Annotated in this window: 14 protein-coding genes and 5 tRNA genes; all 19 read left to right on the top strand. The window is 33.3% G+C overall.

Annotated features, from left to right (window positions below; genetic code table 11):
- The first annotated feature begins 10 nt into the window (after positions 1 to 10).
- The 19 genes from Ollyesu_RS01580 (at position 11) to Ollyesu_RS01490 (ending at position 16,719) form a co-directional block, all read left to right on the top strand.
- Positions 11 to 1,438: a carboxypeptidase-like regulatory domain-containing protein gene (locus tag Ollyesu_RS01580; protein WP_279302057.1), complete on the top strand. Its 1,428-nt coding sequence runs from the start codon at positions 11 to 13 to the stop codon at positions 1,436 to 1,438.
- Between the two features lie 78 nt (positions 1,439 to 1,516).
- Positions 1,517 to 1,711, top strand: coding sequence for a 30S ribosomal protein S21 (gene rpsU / locus Ollyesu_RS01575; protein ID WP_279302056.1), 195 nt, complete (start codon positions 1,517 to 1,519; stop codon positions 1,709 to 1,711).
- Positions 1,712 to 1,822: 111 nt separating this feature from the next.
- Positions 1,823 to 2,713, top strand: a complete 891-nt coding sequence (locus Ollyesu_RS01570) for a tyrosine-type recombinase/integrase (RefSeq protein ID WP_279302055.1) — start codon at positions 1,823 to 1,825, stop codon at positions 2,711 to 2,713.
- A gap of 25 nt (positions 2,714 to 2,738) precedes the next feature.
- Positions 2,739 to 3,041: a ribosome-associated translation inhibitor RaiA gene (raiA, locus tag Ollyesu_RS01565; RefSeq protein ID WP_279302054.1), complete on the top strand. Its 303-nt coding sequence runs from the start codon at positions 2,739 to 2,741 to the stop codon at positions 3,039 to 3,041.
- A 100-nt stretch (positions 3,042 to 3,141) separates the two neighbouring features.
- Positions 3,142 to 3,215: transfer RNA gene (locus tag Ollyesu_RS01560), tRNA-Thr, on the top strand.
- A 73-nt stretch (positions 3,216 to 3,288) separates the two neighbouring features.
- A tRNA-Tyr gene (locus tag Ollyesu_RS01555) sits at positions 3,289 to 3,370 on the top strand.
- Positions 3,371 to 3,414: 44 nt separating this feature from the next.
- Positions 3,415 to 3,487: transfer RNA gene (locus Ollyesu_RS01550), tRNA-Gly, on the top strand.
- A gap of 12 nt (positions 3,488 to 3,499) precedes the next feature.
- Positions 3,500 to 3,571 (top strand) — tRNA-Thr (locus Ollyesu_RS01545).
- 64 nt (positions 3,572 to 3,635) lie between these two features.
- Positions 3,636 to 4,823, top strand: a complete 1,188-nt coding sequence (gene tuf / locus Ollyesu_RS01540) for an elongation factor Tu (protein ID WP_279302053.1) — start codon at positions 3,636 to 3,638, stop codon at positions 4,821 to 4,823.
- Positions 4,824 to 4,886: 63 nt separating this feature from the next.
- Positions 4,887 to 4,959, top strand: a tRNA-Trp gene (locus tag Ollyesu_RS01535).
- Between the two features lie 79 nt (positions 4,960 to 5,038).
- Entirely contained in the window at positions 5,039 to 5,233 is a 195-nt protein-coding gene (gene secE, locus Ollyesu_RS01530) for a preprotein translocase subunit SecE (protein ID WP_028283620.1), read from the top strand.
- A gap of 6 nt (positions 5,234 to 5,239) precedes the next feature.
- Positions 5,240 to 5,794, top strand: coding sequence for a transcription termination/antitermination protein NusG (gene nusG / locus Ollyesu_RS01525; protein WP_111660186.1), 555 nt, complete (start codon positions 5,240 to 5,242; stop codon positions 5,792 to 5,794).
- A gap of 72 nt (positions 5,795 to 5,866) precedes the next feature.
- Entirely contained in the window at positions 5,867 to 6,307 is a 441-nt protein-coding gene (gene rplK / locus Ollyesu_RS01520) for a 50S ribosomal protein L11 (protein WP_028290297.1), read from the top strand.
- A 17-nt stretch (positions 6,308 to 6,324) separates the two neighbouring features.
- Entirely contained in the window at positions 6,325 to 7,014 is a 690-nt protein-coding gene (gene rplA, locus Ollyesu_RS01515) for a 50S ribosomal protein L1 (RefSeq protein ID WP_111660185.1), read from the top strand.
- Positions 7,015 to 7,037: 23 nt separating this feature from the next.
- Positions 7,038 to 7,559, top strand: coding sequence for a 50S ribosomal protein L10 (rplJ, locus tag Ollyesu_RS01510; protein ID WP_279302052.1), 522 nt, complete (start codon positions 7,038 to 7,040; stop codon positions 7,557 to 7,559).
- Positions 7,560 to 7,622: 63 nt separating this feature from the next.
- Positions 7,623 to 8,000 carry a 50S ribosomal protein L7/L12 gene (gene rplL, locus Ollyesu_RS01505; protein ID WP_279302051.1) on the top strand — a complete coding sequence of 126 codons (378 nt, stop codon included), beginning with the start codon at positions 7,623 to 7,625 and terminating at the stop codon, positions 7,998 to 8,000.
- 125 nt (positions 8,001 to 8,125) lie between these two features.
- Positions 8,126 to 11,938 (top strand): DNA-directed RNA polymerase subunit beta, encoded by a 3,813-nt coding sequence (rpoB, locus tag Ollyesu_RS01500; protein ID WP_279302050.1) that lies wholly within the window; start codon positions 8,126 to 8,128, stop codon positions 11,936 to 11,938.
- 67 nt (positions 11,939 to 12,005) lie between these two features.
- On the top strand, positions 12,006 to 16,307 hold the full coding sequence (gene rpoC, locus Ollyesu_RS01495; RefSeq protein ID WP_279302049.1) for a DNA-directed RNA polymerase subunit beta': 4,302 nt from the start codon (positions 12,006 to 12,008) through the stop codon (positions 16,305 to 16,307).
- Between the two features lie 91 nt (positions 16,308 to 16,398).
- Positions 16,399 to 16,719 (top strand): DUF3467 domain-containing protein, encoded by a 321-nt coding sequence (locus tag Ollyesu_RS01490; RefSeq protein ID WP_111660180.1) that lies wholly within the window; start codon positions 16,399 to 16,401, stop codon positions 16,717 to 16,719.
- The last annotated feature ends 413 nt before the right edge of the window (positions 16,720 to 17,132 follow it).

The following is a 17,132-nucleotide window of genomic DNA, read 5'->3' as shown; positions in this document are numbered from 1 at the left end:
AAATTTTAAAATGAAATTCACCCAAATCAAACAATTAGCAATTATCTTTTTTTTGCTAATTACATCATCTACACTTGCACAAACCGAACTTAAAAATAAGGTAGCCGATTTTATGACGATGGTTCCTATAGAAAATGCAAGTGTGTATATCCAAAACACAACTATTGGAACTATAACCAATGCAGACGGTAAGTTTGTATTATTAGTACCTAGTGAATATGTTACGGATACCATTGTAATTTCTTCAATAGGTTATAAAAGTTATAAAACGACTATCGATCAATTTGATAACGAGTTGGATATTCTTTTAGAAGAAGATGTAGCCTCTTTAGATGAGGTATTAATCGTTGCGGAAAACAGACCAACAACTGGTAATGATATTGTGTTACGTGCATTAGAGAAGCTTCAAAGTAACCTTCCAGAACAACCTTACCTTCAAAAAGGATTTTTAAGACACAAAGAGCGTAACAAAAAACAATTTAAATGGTTAATAGAAAGTGCTATTACTTTATATGACGATTCAAGCTATGTGTCTGGCGGAAAAGATAATATGAAAATTAACGTCGATCAGGTTAGAAAAAGTTACGATTTACGTGATGTAGATAGTCTATTTTCATACTCTACTTACCTAAAGTATAATGCTAACGTTAACTTAAAACCTAAAAATTTAAAAAGGGATACAATTAAAAAGTCCTCATTAGTTAAAGCAATTAAATGGAACGATACACGTGTTAACGGATTAGAAAACTTGTTTAAAGGAAAGCTTAATCTAGTTAGAAACTCTAAAAGCCCAAAAGCATTATTAGGCGAAGATATTTTAAAAACTCACCAATTTAAATTAGATACTATTTTAGTTGATAACGAAAGAAAAATCTACAAAATAAAAATCAATAAAAGTGATGACTTTGTTGGTTTAAATACAGAAGGTATTTATAACGAAGGTTATATTGCAGACGGTTGGATCTACATTTATTGGGATAATTTTGCTATTAAGAAGATAGAATATCAATTAAAAGCAGGATCTAACGCTCAGAAAAGTAGAAGTAAAACTTTATTTGATACCCAAATCAATCACAAATTGGTTATCTCTTACATGGAGTATCAAGACAAAATGTATCCTAATTATATCTATTACGAAACGCCTAAGTTGGTTAATGTAGGGTATAAGCCAACAGGAAAAATAGACAAAGAAGAAGAAGCTCTTTTTAATAAAGAAGAACGCTATTATTATACGGTTCAAGAAATATTATTTACAGAAATCATTCAAGATGAAGAAATAGTAGATACAGCTTTACAACAACAATGGGATGCAGATATCTTTTCAATAAAACCTTATGATAAAGAGTTTTGGGAAAACTACAATACCTTATTAGAAAGTGAAGAGGATGAAAAACTAATTAAAGATTTGACAAAGCGTTCGACACTGTTCAAGCAATAATTATTTTTAATTGTTTAATTTAAAATACTTTTTATATTTGCACCTCAAAATTTTAAAAAGAGAGGAGGTTAAGACACTATGTTAATAATTCCATTAAAAGACGGAGAAAATATAGAAAGAGCGTTAAAACGTTACAAACGTAAGTTTGATAAAACTGGAACGCGTAGAGCTTTACAAGGTCGTAAACAATTTACTAAACCCTCTGTAGAAAAAAGAGCTAAGATTCAAAAAGCTCAGTATGTGCAACATTTAAAAGATCAAGAAGCAATCTAATTGTAGATTCTATACATTCAAAATCCCACTAATTTTAGTGGGATTTTTGTTTTACAAACAATCCATTTCAAAATAGTATATTTATACATTACTTAATAGATACTAAATTTTATGTTGTTAAAAGCTTTTTTAGATTATTTATTACTCGAAAAAAAATATTCAGAGCTAACAGTAAATGCTTACAATAAAGATATTCAGTCATTCCTAGATTTTCTAAATGAAGAAAGCTCAGACAATACAATAAAAGAAGTTAACTATTCACAAATCAGGACTTGGATAGTCAGATTAGTGGAAAAAAAAATATCTAATAGAAGTATAAACCGAAAGATTTCTGCTTTAAATAGTTTTTTCAAATTCCTATTAAAAATTGAAGAAATAAAAATTAATCCTCTTGCAAAACACAAAGCGCTCAAAACAAGAAAAAAAGTACAAATACCTTTTTCAGAACAAGAGGTTGCTGATGTATTAGATCAAATAAACCACAATCAATCTTTTGAGGGTATTAGAAATAAACTCATCATAGAACTATTTTATTCTACAGGAATAAGACGAATAGAACTTATAAATATCAAATTAAAAGATGTCGATTTAGAAAATAAAACCATAAAAATTTTAGGAAAAAGAAATAAAGAACGTGTCATTCCTTTATTAAAATTAGTCACAGAAAGTATTAGTAAGTATTTAATTCAAAGAAACCAATTAGAAAATATTTCAAATAACGAGTATTTGTTCCTTACAAAAAAAGGCGTTAAAATTTATGAAACCCTTGTATACAGAATAATAAATGATTATTTTAGTTTAGCTTCAAGTAAGGTGAAAAAAAGTCCGCATATTCTTAGGCATTCATTTGCAACTCATCTTTTAAATCAAGGTGCCGAGTTGAATGCAGTAAAAGAGCTGTTAGGGCACTCAAGTTTAGCAGCCACTCAAGTCTATACACATAATAGTATAGCAGAGTTAAAAAAAGTATATGCTAAAGCGCATCCAAGAAGCAAAAAATAAATGTTTAACCACTAAAATCTCAAGTATGAAGGTAAACACTCAAGCAATTAATTTTAATGCAGATCAAAAACTGTTAGACTTTATTCAAAAAAGAATGAATAAATTAGAAATGTATTATGATAAAGTAATACAGTCAGAAGTCTATTTAAAAGTAGAAAAAAGAAGTGATAAACTAAATAAAATATTTGAAGCTAAACTAAATGTGCCAGGCGATAGTTTAATAGTAAAAAAACATTGTAAGTCTTTTGAGGAAGGAGTTGATGTGGCTGTAGCTTCTTTAGAAAGGCAATTAAAAAAGCGAAAACAAAAATTAAGAGAAAAATTTTAAAATATTTTGAAAAAATGTTTTGAATAAATAAATAAATATTTACATTTGCAGTCCGTTAGAAATAGCGGGCTTTTTTTATAACTAAAAATTGCAGCAAAAAGCCGATGTAGCTCAGCTGGCTAGAGCAGCTGATTTGTAATCAGCAGGTCGTGGGTTCGAGTCCCTCCATCGGCTCTTAAATAAGGAAAAATTGATTAATTTCAATTTGACTTTATAAGTTCTTTATTAGAGTGAAAAGTTTAAAATTGGGGAGATACTCAAGCGGCCAACGAGGGCAGACTGTAAATCTGCTGACTACGTCTTCGCAGGTTCGAATCCTGCTCTCCCCACTTTTTTTAAAGATATTTTAAACATTAAAGGATTTTAAATAATTGCGAGAGTAGCTCAGTTGGTAGAGCGTCAGCCTTCCAAGCTGAATGTCGCCGGTTCGAACCCGGTCTCTCGCTCTAATTATTTAAGCCGGTGTAGCTCAGGGGTAGAGCGTTTCCTTGGTAAGGAAGAGGTCACGGGTTCAAATCCCGTCATTGGCTCTTTTTAAAGATTAATTTAGAATACACTAATATTATTATATAACTAAGATTAAATTATTAAAACATGGCAAAGGCAACTTTCGATCGTTCAAAACCACACTTAAATATTGGTACAATTGGACACGTAGATCACGGTAAAACAACTTTAACTGCTGCTATTACTAAAGTATTAGCTGATGCAGGTTTATCAGAAGCAAGAGATTTCGATACTATCGATAACGCTCCTGAAGAAAAAGAAAGAGGTATTACTATTAATACTTCACACGTAGAATATCAAACAGCAAATCGTCACTATGCACACGTAGATTGTCCAGGTCACGCCGATTACGTAAAAAACATGGTAACTGGTGCTGCTCAAATGGATGGTGCTATATTAGTAGTAGCTGCAACAGATGGTCCAATGCCACAAACTCGTGAGCATATCTTATTAGGACGTCAGGTTGGTATCCCAAGAATCGTTGTATTCTTAAATAAAGTGGATATGGTTGATGATGAAGAGCTATTAGAGTTAGTTGATATGGAGGTTAGAGAATTATTATCGTTCTATGAGTACGATGGTGATAATGGACCTGTTGTTTCAGGTTCTGCCTTAGGTGCTTTAAATGGAGAGCAAAAGTGGGTTGATACTGTAATGGAATTAATGGAAGCTGTAGATACTTGGATTGAAGAGCCAGTTCGTGATATGGATAAGCCTTTCTTAATGCCAATCGAAGACGTATTTTCAATTACAGGTCGTGGTACTGTTGCTACTGGTCGTATTGAGACCGGTGTAGCTAATACTGGAGACCCTGTAGAAATTATCGGTATGGGTGCTGAGAAATTAACTTCTACAATTACAGGAATCGAGATGTTCCGTCAAATATTAGATAGAGGTGAAGCTGGTGATAACGCTGGTATCTTATTAAGAGGTATTGAGAAGTCTCAAATCTCTAGAGGTATGGTAATTACTAAGCCAGGATCTGTAACACCACACGCTAAATTTAAAGCTGAGGTTTATATCCTTAAAAAGGAAGAAGGTGGACGTCACACTCCATTCCATAATAACTACCGTCCACAGTTCTACGTACGTACAACTGACGTAACAGGAAATATTGCGCTTCCTTCTGGAGTAGAGATGGTAATGCCTGGTGATAACTTAACAATTACTGTTGAGTTAATTCAACCAATTGCAATGAATGTTGGATTACGTTTCGCGATTCGTGAAGGTGGTAGAACAGTTGGAGCTGGTCAGGTAACTGAGATTTTAGACTAAATTATAGTTTAATAAATATAGAATTAAGGTGCTTCGTTTTTCGAAGTGCCTTGATTTATATTTACGGGTTTAGCTCAGTTGGTAGAGCACTGGTCTCCAAAACCAGGTGTCGGGAGTTCGAGTCTCTCAACCCGTGCAATAGTTAAACAAGTGTTTATCTCTTGTTAAATAGTAATAAGTTGTCCGCTCATTTTGAAGACATTAAATAATAAAATATGGCTGGAATAGTAAACTACATAAAAGAATCATTTGGAGAGTTAAAAAATAATGTGACTTGGACACCTTGGTCTGAAGCGCAAAGTTTAACTATCCTTGTGGCTGTTTTTTCAATTATTTTTTCTTTAGCTATTTGGGGAATTGATACCGTTTTTAGTAAGGTAATTAGTTTATACTTTAATCTTATAGGATAAAAAATTATGGCTGAGGTAGGAGAAAAAAAATGGTATGTAGTCAGAGCGGTAAGTGGTCAAGAAAATAAAATTAAGACCTATATCGAAAATGAAATAGCTAGACTAGGTTTGCAAGATTATGTAGAACAAGTACTAGTGCCTACAGAAAAAGTAGTTCAGATAAGAAACGGTAAAAAAGTAAACAAAGAAAAAGTTTACTTCAGTGGTTATATTATGATTAAGGCAAACCTAACCGGAGAGATTCCACATATTATTAAATCAATAACTAACGTAATTGGTTTTTTAGGAGCAACTAAAGGAGGAGATCCTTTACCATTAAGACAATCTGAAGTTAATAGAATGTTAGGTAAAGTGGATGAGTTGTCAGTAGATGCGGATGTTAATGTTGCGATTCCATTTACAAAAGGAGAAACTGTTAAAGTAATTGATGGTCCTTTTAATGGATTTGACGGTACTATTGAAAATATCAATGAAGAAAAGCGTAAGCTTGAAGTAATGGTTAAAATTTTTGGAAGAAAAACACCATTAGAATTAAGCTATATGCAAGTAGAAAAAATTTAATAATTGTTACACTAGAGATAAGTGTTCCTTTAGGCTTCCACTTAATAAGAACACAAAACTAAATTATTCAAAATGGCAAAAGAATTAGGAAAAGTAGTTAAACTACAAGTAAGGGGAGGTGCAGCGAATCCGTCGCCACCGGTTGGACCCGCTTTAGGTGCTGCTGGAGTAAACATCATGGAGTTCTGTAAGCAATTTAATGCTAGAACCCAAGATAAGGCTGGTAAAGTATTACCAGTTGTGATATCTGTTTACAAAGACAAATCATTTGACTTTGTAATTAAGACACCACCTGCAGCGGTTCAATTATTAGAAGCGGCCAAAGTAAAAAAGGGTTCAGGAGAACCACACGTGAAAAAAGTAGCAAAAGTTTCTTGGGATCAAATCAAAACTATTGCAGAAGATAAAATGGTAGATTTAAATGCATTTACTATTGACTCTGCAATGAAAATGATTGCTGGTACTGCAAGATCTATGGGTATAACTGTTAAAGGTGGAGATGCACCAAATTAACCTAAAAAGATTTTAAAATGGCAAGATTAACAAGAAAACAAAAAGAAGCTGTAGCTAAAATAGAAAAGGATAAAGTATATTCTTTAAAAGAAGCTTCAGAATTAGTAAAAGAAATTACTAATACCAAATTTGACGCATCTGTGGATTTAGCAATTCGTTTAGGGGTTGACCCAAGAAAAGCTAATCAAATGGTAAGAGGTGTAGTATCTCTTCCTCACGGAACTGGTAAAGACACTAAAGTTTTAGCTTTAGTAACTCCAGATAAAGAAGCAGAAGCTAAAGAAGCTGGTGCAGATTACGTTGGATTAGACGAATACCTTGATAAAATCAAGAGTGGTTGGACTGATGTTGATGTAATTATCACTATGCCTAGTGTTATGGGTAAATTAGGTCCTTTAGGACGTGTATTAGGTCCTCGTGGTTTAATGCCTAACCCTAAAACAGGAACGGTAACTATGGATGTAGCAAAAGCTGTAACAGAAGTAAAAGCTGGTAAAATCGACTTTAAAGTTGATAAAACAGGAATAGTACATGCATCAATAGGTAAAGCATCTTTCAGTGCTGATAAAATTGAAGGTAATGCAAATGAATTATTAACAACTATAATGAAACTTAAACCAACTGCATCAAAAGGAGTTTATGTAAAGAGCATTTATATGTCAAGTACAATGAGTCCTAGTATTGCTGTAGATACTAAAATAGGTTAAGTAGTTAAACACTTTATATTATTATGACAAGAGAAGAAAAATCACAAGTAATTAAAGACTTAACTGCACAATTAGCTGATAATTCAAATATCTACATCGCAGATATTTCTGGTTTAAATGCAGGTGCTACTTCAGATTTACGTCGTGCTTGTTTTAAAGCAGATGTAAGATTAGCAGTAGTTAAAAATACATTACTTGAAAAAGCAATGGAAGCTTCAGATAGAGATTTTGGAGCATTACCATCAACACTAAAAGGAAATACATCTGTGATGTATTCTGAAACTGGAAACGCTCCAGCTAAAGTAATTAAAGCTTTTAGAAAAAAATCTGAAAAGCCTCTATTAAAAGGTGCTTTTATTGAAGAAGCTATTTACTTAGGAGACGATCAGTTAGATATGCTAGTTGACATCAAGTCTAGAGAAGAGTTAATTGGAGAAATCATTGGATTATTACAATCTCCAGCCAAAAACGTTGTTTCGGCTCTTAAATCTAGTGGTGGAAAACTTTCAGGTATCTTAAAAACATTATCTCAAAAAGAGGGATAATTTAAAAAGTACGCACTTTTACAATTATATATTAAATTAAAAAATTATTAAAACGATAGAAAAATGGCAGATTTAAAAGATTTCGCAGAACAATTAGTTAACCTTACGGTAAAAGAAGTAAACGAGTTAGCTACTATTTTAAAAGATGAGTATGGTATCGAGCCTGCTGCTGCTGCAGTAGCTGTTGCTGCTGGTGGTGGTGCTGCTGGTGGAGACGCTGGAGAAGCTCAAACTGAATTTGATGTAATTTTAAAATCAGCAGGTAGCGCTAAGTTAGCTGTTGTAAAATTAGTTAAAGAATTAACTGGTTTAGGATTAAAAGAAGCTAAAGGTTTAGTTGATGATGCACCAAGTGCAATCAAAGAAGGAGTTTCTAAAGACGAAGCTGAAGGCTTAAAAACTTCATTAGAAGAAGCTGGAGCAGAGGTTGAGCTTAAGTAAGCTTACTCAATAATTTTTACAAAGGTTTAGGTCTGAAGCATGTGCTTTTCGACCTAAACCATTTGTCGTATATAGTCATTAGCTATATGCAATCATATTTTTTTTAATCAAAATTTCGTCCATTGATGTTAGTAACACAAGCTGAAAGATTAAATTTCTCGTCTATAATTAATAGAACAGAATACCCAGATTTCATGGATATTCAGATTAAATCCTTTCAGGATTTTTTCCAGTTAGAAACAAAATCTGAAGAAAGAGGTGATGAAGGTTTATATAATACCTTCATGGAAAACTTTCCAATTACAGACACACGTAATCAATTCGTATTAGAATTCTTAGATTACTTTATTGATCCACCAAGATATACCATAGAAGAGTGTATTGAAAGAGGACTAACCTATAGCGTTCCGCTTAAAGCAAGGTTAAAGTTATATTGTACAGACCCTGAACATGAGGATTTCGAGACCATTGTTCAAGATGTGTATTTAGGAACTATACCTTACATGACACCTTCTGGTACATTTTGTATCAATGGTGCAGAACGTGTAGTAGTATCTCAGTTACATAGGTCTCCAGGTGTATTTTTTGGGCAATCATTCCATGCTAATGGAACCAAATTATATTCAGCTAGAGTCATTCCTTTTAAAGGATCGTGGATAGAATTTGCTACGGATATTAACCAAGTGATGTATGCTTACATCGATAGAAAGAAGAAGTTACCTGTAACGACTCTTTTTAGAGCTATTGGATTTGAGCGAGATAAAGACATTTTAGAGATTTTTGACTTAGCCGAAGAGGTTAAAGTGTCAAAATCTGGACTTAAAAAAGTAATCGGTCGTAAACTAGCCGCACGTGTTTTAAATACTTGGCATGAAGATTTCGTAGATGAAGATACTGGTGAAGTTGTATCTATTGAACGTAACGAAATAGTTTTAGATCGTGACACAGAATTAGATAAAGACAATATAGAAGAAATCCTTGAAATTGACGTAAAGACTATTCTTTTACATAAAGAAAGTGCGCAACAAGGAGATTACGCAATAATACATAATACGCTTCAAAAGGATCCAACAAATTCTGAAAAAGAAGCAGTAGAACATATTTACCGTCAATTACGTAATGCTGAACCGCCAGATGAGGAAACAGCACGAGGTATAATTGACAAATTATTCTTTAGTGATCAACGTTACTCTCTTGGTGAAGTAGGTCGTTATAGAATGAATAAAAAATTAGGATTAGATATTGGTATGGATAAGCAAGTGCTTACCAAAGAAGATATCATTACCATAATTAAATATTTAATTGAGTTAATTAACTCTAAAGCAGAGATTGATGATATTGATCACTTATCTAACCGTCGTGTTCGTACAGTAGGTGAGCAATTATCTTCTCAATTTGGTGTTGGTTTAGCTCGTATGGCTCGTACTATTCGTGAGCGTATGAACGTTCGTGATAACGAGGTGTTTACACCAATTGACCTTATTAATGCTAAGACCTTATCGTCAGTAATTAATTCGTTTTTTGGTACAAACCAGTTATCTCAGTTTATGGATCAAACTAATCCATTAGCCGAGATTACTCACAAACGTCGTTTATCAGCATTAGGACCTGGAGGTTTATCTAGAGAAAGAGCTGGTTTTGAGGTACGTGATGTACACTATACACACTACGGAAGATTATGTCCAATTGAAACTCCTGAGGGACCAAACATTGGATTAATTTCTTCATTATCGGTTTATGCTAAGGTTAATTCAATGGGATTCATTGAAACGCCATACAGGAAAGTTGATAAAGGTGTCGTGGATATTAAAGGAGAACCAATATATTTAAGTGCTGAAGAAGAAGAAGATAAATTAATCGCGCAAGCAACTGTTGAAGTTGATAGTAAGGGTAAAATTTTACATGATAAAGTAATTGCTCGTATGGAAGGTGATTTCCCAGTAATGGATCCTAAAGAGATTCATTATACTGATGTAGCACCTAACCAAATTTCATCGATTTCAGCATCATTAATTCCTTTCTTAGAGCATGATGATGCCAACCGTGCATTGATGGGATCAAACATGATGCGTCAAGCGGTACCATTATTACGTCCTCAAGCTCCTATTGTTGGAACTGGATTAGAGCGTCAAGTAGCTTCAGATTCTCGTGTATTAATTAATGCAGAAGGAGATGGAGTAGTACAATATGTTGATGCTAACGAGATTGTTATTAAATACAAACGTACAGAAGACGAAGCAAAAGTTAGTTTTGACAGTGATGTTAAAACCTATCCTCTAGTTAAATTTAGAAAAACAAACCAAGGAACTTCTATCAACTTAAAGCCAATTGTTAAAAATGGAGATAAAGTAGTTAAAGGTCAAGTATTATCTGAAGGTTATGCAACCCAAAAAGGAGAGCTAGCTCTAGGTAGAAACATGAAAGTTGCCTTTATGCCTTGGAAGGGTTATAACTTTGAGGATGCAATTGTAATTTCTGAAAAAGTTGTACGTGAAGACATATTTACTTCTATTCATATAGATGAGTACTCTTTAGATGTTAGAGATACTAAACTAGGAAATGAAGAATTGACTAATGATATTCCAAATGTTTCTGAAGAGGCAACAAAAGACCTTGATGAAAATGGAATGATTCGTATTGGTGCAGAAGTAAAACCTGGTGATATATTAATTGGTAAGATTACACCTAAAGGAGAATCTGATCCGACACCAGAAGAAAAATTATTACGTGCTATCTTTGGAGATAAAGCTGGTGATGTAAAAGATGCATCATTAAAAGCGTCTCCTTCTTTACATGGAGTTGTAATTAATAAGAAATTATTCTCTAGAGCAGTAAAAGATAAACGTAAGAGAGCTCAGGATAAAGAAGATATTGCAAAATTAGAAAATCTGTATTACACTAAGTTTGATGAGTTACAAGCTGTATTAGTTGAAAAGCTTTTTGCAATAGTTAACGGAAAAACATCTCAGGGTATTTTTAACGATTTAGGTGAAGAAGTATTACCAAAAGGTAAAAAATTCACTTTAAAAATGTTAAATGCTGTTGATGATTATACGCACTTAACAGGAGGTACTTGGACTACAGATGAGCATACTAACAAATTAGTAGCTGACTTAATTCATAATTACAAGATTAAAGAAAACGACTTACAAGGGTCTTTAAGACGTGAGAAGTTTACTATATCTGTAGGAGATGAATTACCAGCAGGAATTATCAAATTAGCTAAAGTATACATTGCTAAAAAACGTAAGTTAAAAGTAGGTGATAAGATGGCAGGACGACATGGTAACAAAGGTATTGTTGCACGTATTGTTCGTCAAGAAGATATGCCTTTCTTAGAAGATGGAACTCCGGTTGATATTGTATTAAACCCATTAGGTGTACCATCGCGTATGAACATTGGACAGATTTATGAAACTGTTTTAGGATGGGCAGGACAAGATTTAGGTCGCACATTCGCTACTCCAATCTTTGATGGAGCTACCATAGATCAGATTAATGAATTAACTGATGAAGCTGGAATACCAAGATATGGTCATACGTATCTATATGATGGTGGAACTGGAGATCGATTTGATCAACCTGCAACCGTTGGAGTAATCTATATGCTTAAATTAGGGCATATGGTAGATGATAAGATGCACGCACGTTCTATTGGACCATACTCATTAATTACACAACAACCTTTAGGTGGTAAAGCACAATTTGGAGGTCAGCGTTTTGGTGAGATGGAAGTTTGGGCACTTGAAGCTTATGGAGCGTCAAGTACTTTAAGAGAAATCTTAACTGTAAAATCTGATGACGTAGTAGGTAGAGCTAAAACTTACGAAGCAATCGTTAAGGGAGAGCCAATGCCAGAACCAGGATTACCAGAATCGTTCAACGTACTTATGCACGAATTGAAAGGATTAGGATTAGACATTAGATTAGAAGAATAATTTTAAGTGAGTCAAGCAGTTTTAAATTATCTTAAAACTGCTTTACAAACTGAACACTATAAGAATTATGGCAAAAAAACAAGATAAGAATACAGTACAGAGATTTAATAAAATCTCTATTGGTTTAGCATCACCAGAGTCTATTTTAGCAGAGTCTAGAGGTGAAGTATTAAAGCCAGAAACTATCAATTATCGTACACATAAACCAGAACGTGATGGTTTATTCTGTGAGCGTATCTTTGGTCCTGTAAAGGACTATGAGTGTGCTTGTGGTAAATATAAACGTATTCGATATAAAGGTATCGTTTGTGACCGTTGTGGAGTAGAAGTAACAGAAAAGAAAGTACGACGTGACAGAGTAGGACACATTAATTTAGTTGTACCTGTAGCACATATTTGGTACTTCCGTTCGTTACCAAACAAAATAGGATATTTATTAGGATTACCATCTAAGAAATTAGATATGATTATCTATTACGAACGTTACGTAGTAATTCAACCAGGTAATGCTAAAAATGAAGAAGGAGAACCATTACAAAAAATGGACTTTTTAACTGAGGAAGAGTATTTAAATATTTTAGAAACACTTCCACAGGATAATCAATATTTAGAAGATTCTGATCCAAATAAGTTTATCGCTAAAATGGGTGCAGAATGTCTTATAGATCTATTATCAAGAATAGACTTAGATGCTTTATCATACGAATTACGTCATAAAGCTAATACAGAAACGTCTAAACAACGTAAAACAGAAGCTTTAAAACGTCTACAAGTTGTTGAAGCATTACGTGAGTCTAATCAAAATAGAGAAAATCGTCCAGAATGGATGATTATGAAGGTAGTGCCAATTATTCCACCAGAATTAAGACCATTAGTGCCTTTAGATGGTGGACGTTTTGCAACTTCAGATTTAAATGATTTATACCGTCGTGTAATTATCCGTAACAACCGTTTAAAGCGATTAGTGGAGATAAAAGCACCAGAGGTAATTTTACGTAATGAAAAACGTATGTTACAAGAATCTGTAGATTCATTATTTGATAACACACGTAAATCATCTGCTGTAAAAACAGACTCTAACAGACCATTAAAATCATTATCAGATTCACTTAAAGGTAAGCAAGGACGTTTTCGTCAAAACTTACTAGGTAAGCGTGTTGACTATTCTGCACGTTCTGTAATTGTTGTAGGACCAGAATTGAAGTTATTTGAGTGTGGTTTACCTAAAAATATGGCTGCAGAACTTTATAAGCCTTTTGTAATTAGAAAATTAATTGAAAGAGGTATTGTAAAAACAGTTAAGTCTGCTAAGAAAATTATAGATAAAAGAGAACCAGTAGTTTGGGATATTTTAGAAAATGTTTTAAAAGGACATCCAGTACTTTTAAATCGTGCTCCTACATTACACAGACTTGGTATTCAGGCTTTCCAACCTAAATTAATTGAGGGTAAAGCAATTCAGTTACACCCATTAGTGTGTACTGCGTTTAATGCTGATTTTGATGGTGACCAGATGGCTGTTCACTTACCTCTAGGTCCAGAAGCAATTTTAGAAGCACAGCTTTTAATGCTAGCCTCTCATAATATTTTAAATCCAGCAAACGGATCTCCAGTAACTGTACCTTCTCAGGATATGGTACTTGGTCTATATTATATGACTAAGCACAGATTATCTACTAAAGAGGTGCCAGTAAAAGGTGAAGGTTTAACTTTCTATTCGGCAGAAGAAGTAACAATAGCTTACAACGAAAAACGAGTAGAATTAAACGCAGGAATTAAAGTTAGAACAATGGACTTTAACGAGGCTGGAGAATTAGTACCACAGATTATTGAAACAACAGTAGGACGTGTACTATTTAATGAAAAAGTTCCAGCTGCAGCAGGTTATATTAACCAAGTATTAACTAAAAAATCTTTAAGAGATATTATTGGTAATATCCTTAAAGTAACTAGTGTACCAGAAACTGCTGCTTTCTTAGATGAAATAAAAACTTTAGGGTATAATTTCGCATTTAGAGGAGGGTTATCATTTAGTTTAGGAGATATTATTATTCCACCAGAAAAACAATCTATGATTGATGCAGCAAATGCTAAGGTCGATGGTATTACTGGTAACTATAACATGGGATTGATTACTAACAACGAACGTTATAACCAAGTTATTGATATCTGGACTTCTACCAATGCAGAATTGACAGAATTGTCAATGAAGCGTATTAGAGAAGATCAACAAGGATTCAACTCGGTATATATGATGCTTGATTCTGGAGCTCGTGGATCTAAAGAACAGATTCGTCAGTTAACAGGTATGCGTGGATTAATGGCAAAGCCTAAAAAATCTAATGCAGGTGGTGGAGAAATTATTGAAAACCCAATTCTTTCTAACTTTAAAGAAGGACTTTCAATTTTAGAATACTTTATCTCAACTCACGGAGCACGTAAAGGACTTGCCGATACAGCACTTAAAACTGCAGATGCAGGATACTTAACACGTCGTTTAGTAGATGTATCTCAAGATGTTATTGTAAACAGTGAAGACTGTGGTACTTTAAGAGGTGTAGAAGTAACAGCACTTAAAAAGAATGACGAAGTTGTTGAAGATTTAGCAGAAAGAATTGTAGGTAGAGTTTCATTAAATGATGTCTACAATCCATTAACTGAAGAAGTTCTAGTAGAAGCTGGGCAATTAATTAATGAAGAAGTTGCTGCAAGAATTCAAAATTCACCAGTAGAAGCTGTAGAAGTACGTTCACCATTATCATGTGAAGCTAAAAAAGGTATTTGTGCACAATGTTACGGACGTAACTTAGCCACTAATAAAATGGTACAACGTGGTGAAGCAGTTGGTGTAGTAGCAGCGCAATCTATTGGAGAGCCTGGTACACAGTTAACACTTCGTACATTCCACGTAGGTGGTATTGCAGGTAACATTTCTGAAGAAAATAAATTAGCTGTTAAGTTCGATGGAATTGCCGAAATTGAAGACTTAAAAACGGTTAAAGGTACTGATAACGATGGTAAAGCAGTAGATGTTGTAATCTCTCGTACTTCAGAGCTTAAATTAGTTGATAAGAAAACAGGTATTACTTTAAGTACAAATAACATTCCTTATGGTTCTCATATTTTTGTTAAAAATGGAGATAAACTAAAAGCAGGAGATGTAGTTTGTTCTTGGGATCCATACAACGGTGTAATTATTTCAGAATTTGCTGGAAAAGTAAGATATGAAAATATTGAACAAGGGGTTACTTATCAAGTAGAGATTGATGAGCAAACAGGGTTCCAAGAAAAAGTGATTTCTGAATCAAGAAACAAAAAATTAATACCAACACTTATTGTGGAGGATGCTAAAGGTGAAGCAATTCGTTCTTACAACTTACCAGTAGGTGCGCACATTATGATTGACGACGGAGAAAAAATTAAGGTTGGAAAAATCTTAGTTAAAATTCCTCGTAAATCTGCAAAAGCAGGTGATATTACAGGAGGTTTACCACGTGTAACAGAGTTATTCGAAGCACGTAATCCTTCTAACCCAGCGGTTGTTAGTGCAATTGATGGTGTAGTGTCATTTGGTAAAATAAAAAGAGGTAATCGCGAGATTATTGTTGAGTCTAAATTAGGTGAAGTTAAAAAGTATTTAGTGAAGTTATCTAACCAGATTTTGGTACAAGAAAACGACTTTATTAAAGCTGGTATGCCTTTATCTGATGGTTCAGTAACTCCAAACGATATCTTAAATATTAAAGGTCCATCTGCGGTACAACAATATTTAGTAAACGAAGTACAGGAAGTATATCGTTTACAGGGTGTGAAAATTAATGATAAGCACTTTGAGGTTGTTGTAAGACAAATGATGCGTAAGGTAAGAATTATTGATTCTGGAGATACAATCTTCTTAGAAGACCAACTAGTTCATAAATCTGATTTCATTCAAGAAAATGACGAAATTTTCGGAATGAAAGTAGTTGAAGATGCTGGAGAATCTACTAATTTAAAAGAAGGACAGATTATTTCTGCTTTCCAATTAAGAGATGAAAACTCAATCTTACGTCGTGAAGATAAAAAACTTGTAGTAGCAAGAGACGCGCAACCAGCAACAGCAACGCCAATCTTACAAGGTATTACAAGAGCTTCTTTACAAACTAAATCGTTTATCTCTGCAGCGTCTTTCCAAGAAACTACAAAGGTATTAAACGAAGCAGCAGTAGCTGGTAAGGTAGATACTTTAGAAGGTCTTAAAGAAAACGTTATTGTAGGACACCGTATTCCAGCAGGAACAGGAATGCGTGCTTACGAGAGCATCATAGTAGGATCTAAAGAAGAATTTGATCAAATGATGAAAGCTAAACAAGAAGTTAACTATAACTAATTGTATAGTTTAAGTTATAAATATAATTCTTATTGAATAATTAAAAGAATCCTGCACTATTGCAGGATTCTTTATTTAAAACAAAATAATTATGGCAGATAATAAAGATAATAAACCAAAGCAAGGACAAATAAATATAGAGTTAGACGAAAAAGTTGCTGAAGGCACTTATTCTAACTTGGCAATAATCAATCATTCCGTTTCGGAATTTGTAGTAGATTTTGTTAGTATAATGCCTGGTACACCAAAAAGTAAAGTAAAGTCTAGAATTATTTTGACGCCTCAACATGCAAAGCGATTGTTAAAAGCTTTAGGCGAAAATGTAAAACGATTCGAAAAAGCACATGGTGAAATCAAAGATTATGAGCAACCTCCTATACCATTAAATTTTGGACCTACAGGTCAAGCTTAATTATTTAAATAACAATATAAAATTTGATTTTAGTAGAGGTGCTCAAAATATTTTTTTGGGCAACCTCCTATACCATTAAATATTGGCTTACAGGTCAAGCTTAATTATTTAAATAACAATATAAAATTTGATTTTAGTAGGTGCTCAAAATATTTTTTTGAGCAATCTCCTATTCTTTTGAATTTTGGATCGACTGATTAGGTATAATTTTAAAGTTTAACTAAAAAACCTTTTTACAAATTTGTAAAAAGGTTTTTTTATGAAGAACAACAACTATAATATATTATTATAATATTTAGTGTTTGTTATAAGTATTACTTATAGTTTTAAAAAATATTACTTTATTTAATATGATAAATATGAATTTAAAAATTTAGGTAATGTATTTCTGCATACTAAATAGTAAAACGCTC

Origin of the sequence: Olleya sp. YS (assembly GCF_029760915.1) — a bacterium.
Classification (GTDB): Bacteria; Bacteroidota; Bacteroidia; order Flavobacteriales; family Flavobacteriaceae; genus Olleya.
The sequence above is the reverse complement of the archived record's forward strand: the minus strand, read 5'-3'. Positions and strand labels throughout refer to the sequence as shown.

Excerpts from the sequence above, each read along its gene's own strand:
- Ollyesu_RS01570 (WP_279302055.1), top strand. The coding sequence starts at position 1,823 with ATGTTGTTAAAAGCTTTTTTAGATTATTTATTACTCGAAAAAAAATAT.
- raiA (WP_279302054.1), top strand. The coding sequence starts at position 2,739 with ATGAAGGTAAACACTCAAGCAATTAATTTTAATGCAGATCAAAAACTG.
- rplK (WP_028290297.1), top strand. The coding sequence starts at position 5,867 with ATGGCAAAAGAATTAGGAAAAGTAGTTAAACTACAAGTAAGGGGAGGT.
- Ollyesu_RS01490 (WP_111660180.1), top strand. The coding sequence starts at position 16,399 with ATGGCAGATAATAAAGATAATAAACCAAAGCAAGGACAAATAAATATA.
- Ollyesu_RS01580 (WP_279302057.1), top strand. The coding sequence starts at position 11 with ATGAAATTCACCCAAATCAAACAATTAGCAATTATCTTTTTTTTGCTA.
- rplA (WP_111660185.1), top strand. The coding sequence starts at position 6,325 with ATGGCAAGATTAACAAGAAAACAAAAAGAAGCTGTAGCTAAAATAGAA.
- rplL (WP_279302051.1), top strand. The coding sequence starts at position 7,623 with ATGGCAGATTTAAAAGATTTCGCAGAACAATTAGTTAACCTTACGGTA.
- rpoC (WP_279302049.1), top strand. The coding sequence starts at position 12,006 with ATGGCAAAAAAACAAGATAAGAATACAGTACAGAGATTTAATAAAATC.
- rpoB (WP_279302050.1), top strand. The coding sequence starts at position 8,126 with ATGTTAGTAACACAAGCTGAAAGATTAAATTTCTCGTCTATAATTAAT.
- tuf (WP_279302053.1), top strand. The coding sequence starts at position 3,636 with ATGGCAAAGGCAACTTTCGATCGTTCAAAACCACACTTAAATATTGGT.
- nusG (WP_111660186.1), top strand. The coding sequence starts at position 5,240 with ATGGCTGAGGTAGGAGAAAAAAAATGGTATGTAGTCAGAGCGGTAAGT.
- secE (WP_028283620.1), top strand. The coding sequence starts at position 5,039 with ATGGCTGGAATAGTAAACTACATAAAAGAATCATTTGGAGAGTTAAAA.
- rplJ (WP_279302052.1), top strand. The coding sequence starts at position 7,038 with ATGACAAGAGAAGAAAAATCACAAGTAATTAAAGACTTAACTGCACAA.
- rpsU (WP_279302056.1), top strand. The coding sequence starts at position 1,517 with ATGTTAATAATTCCATTAAAAGACGGAGAAAATATAGAAAGAGCGTTA.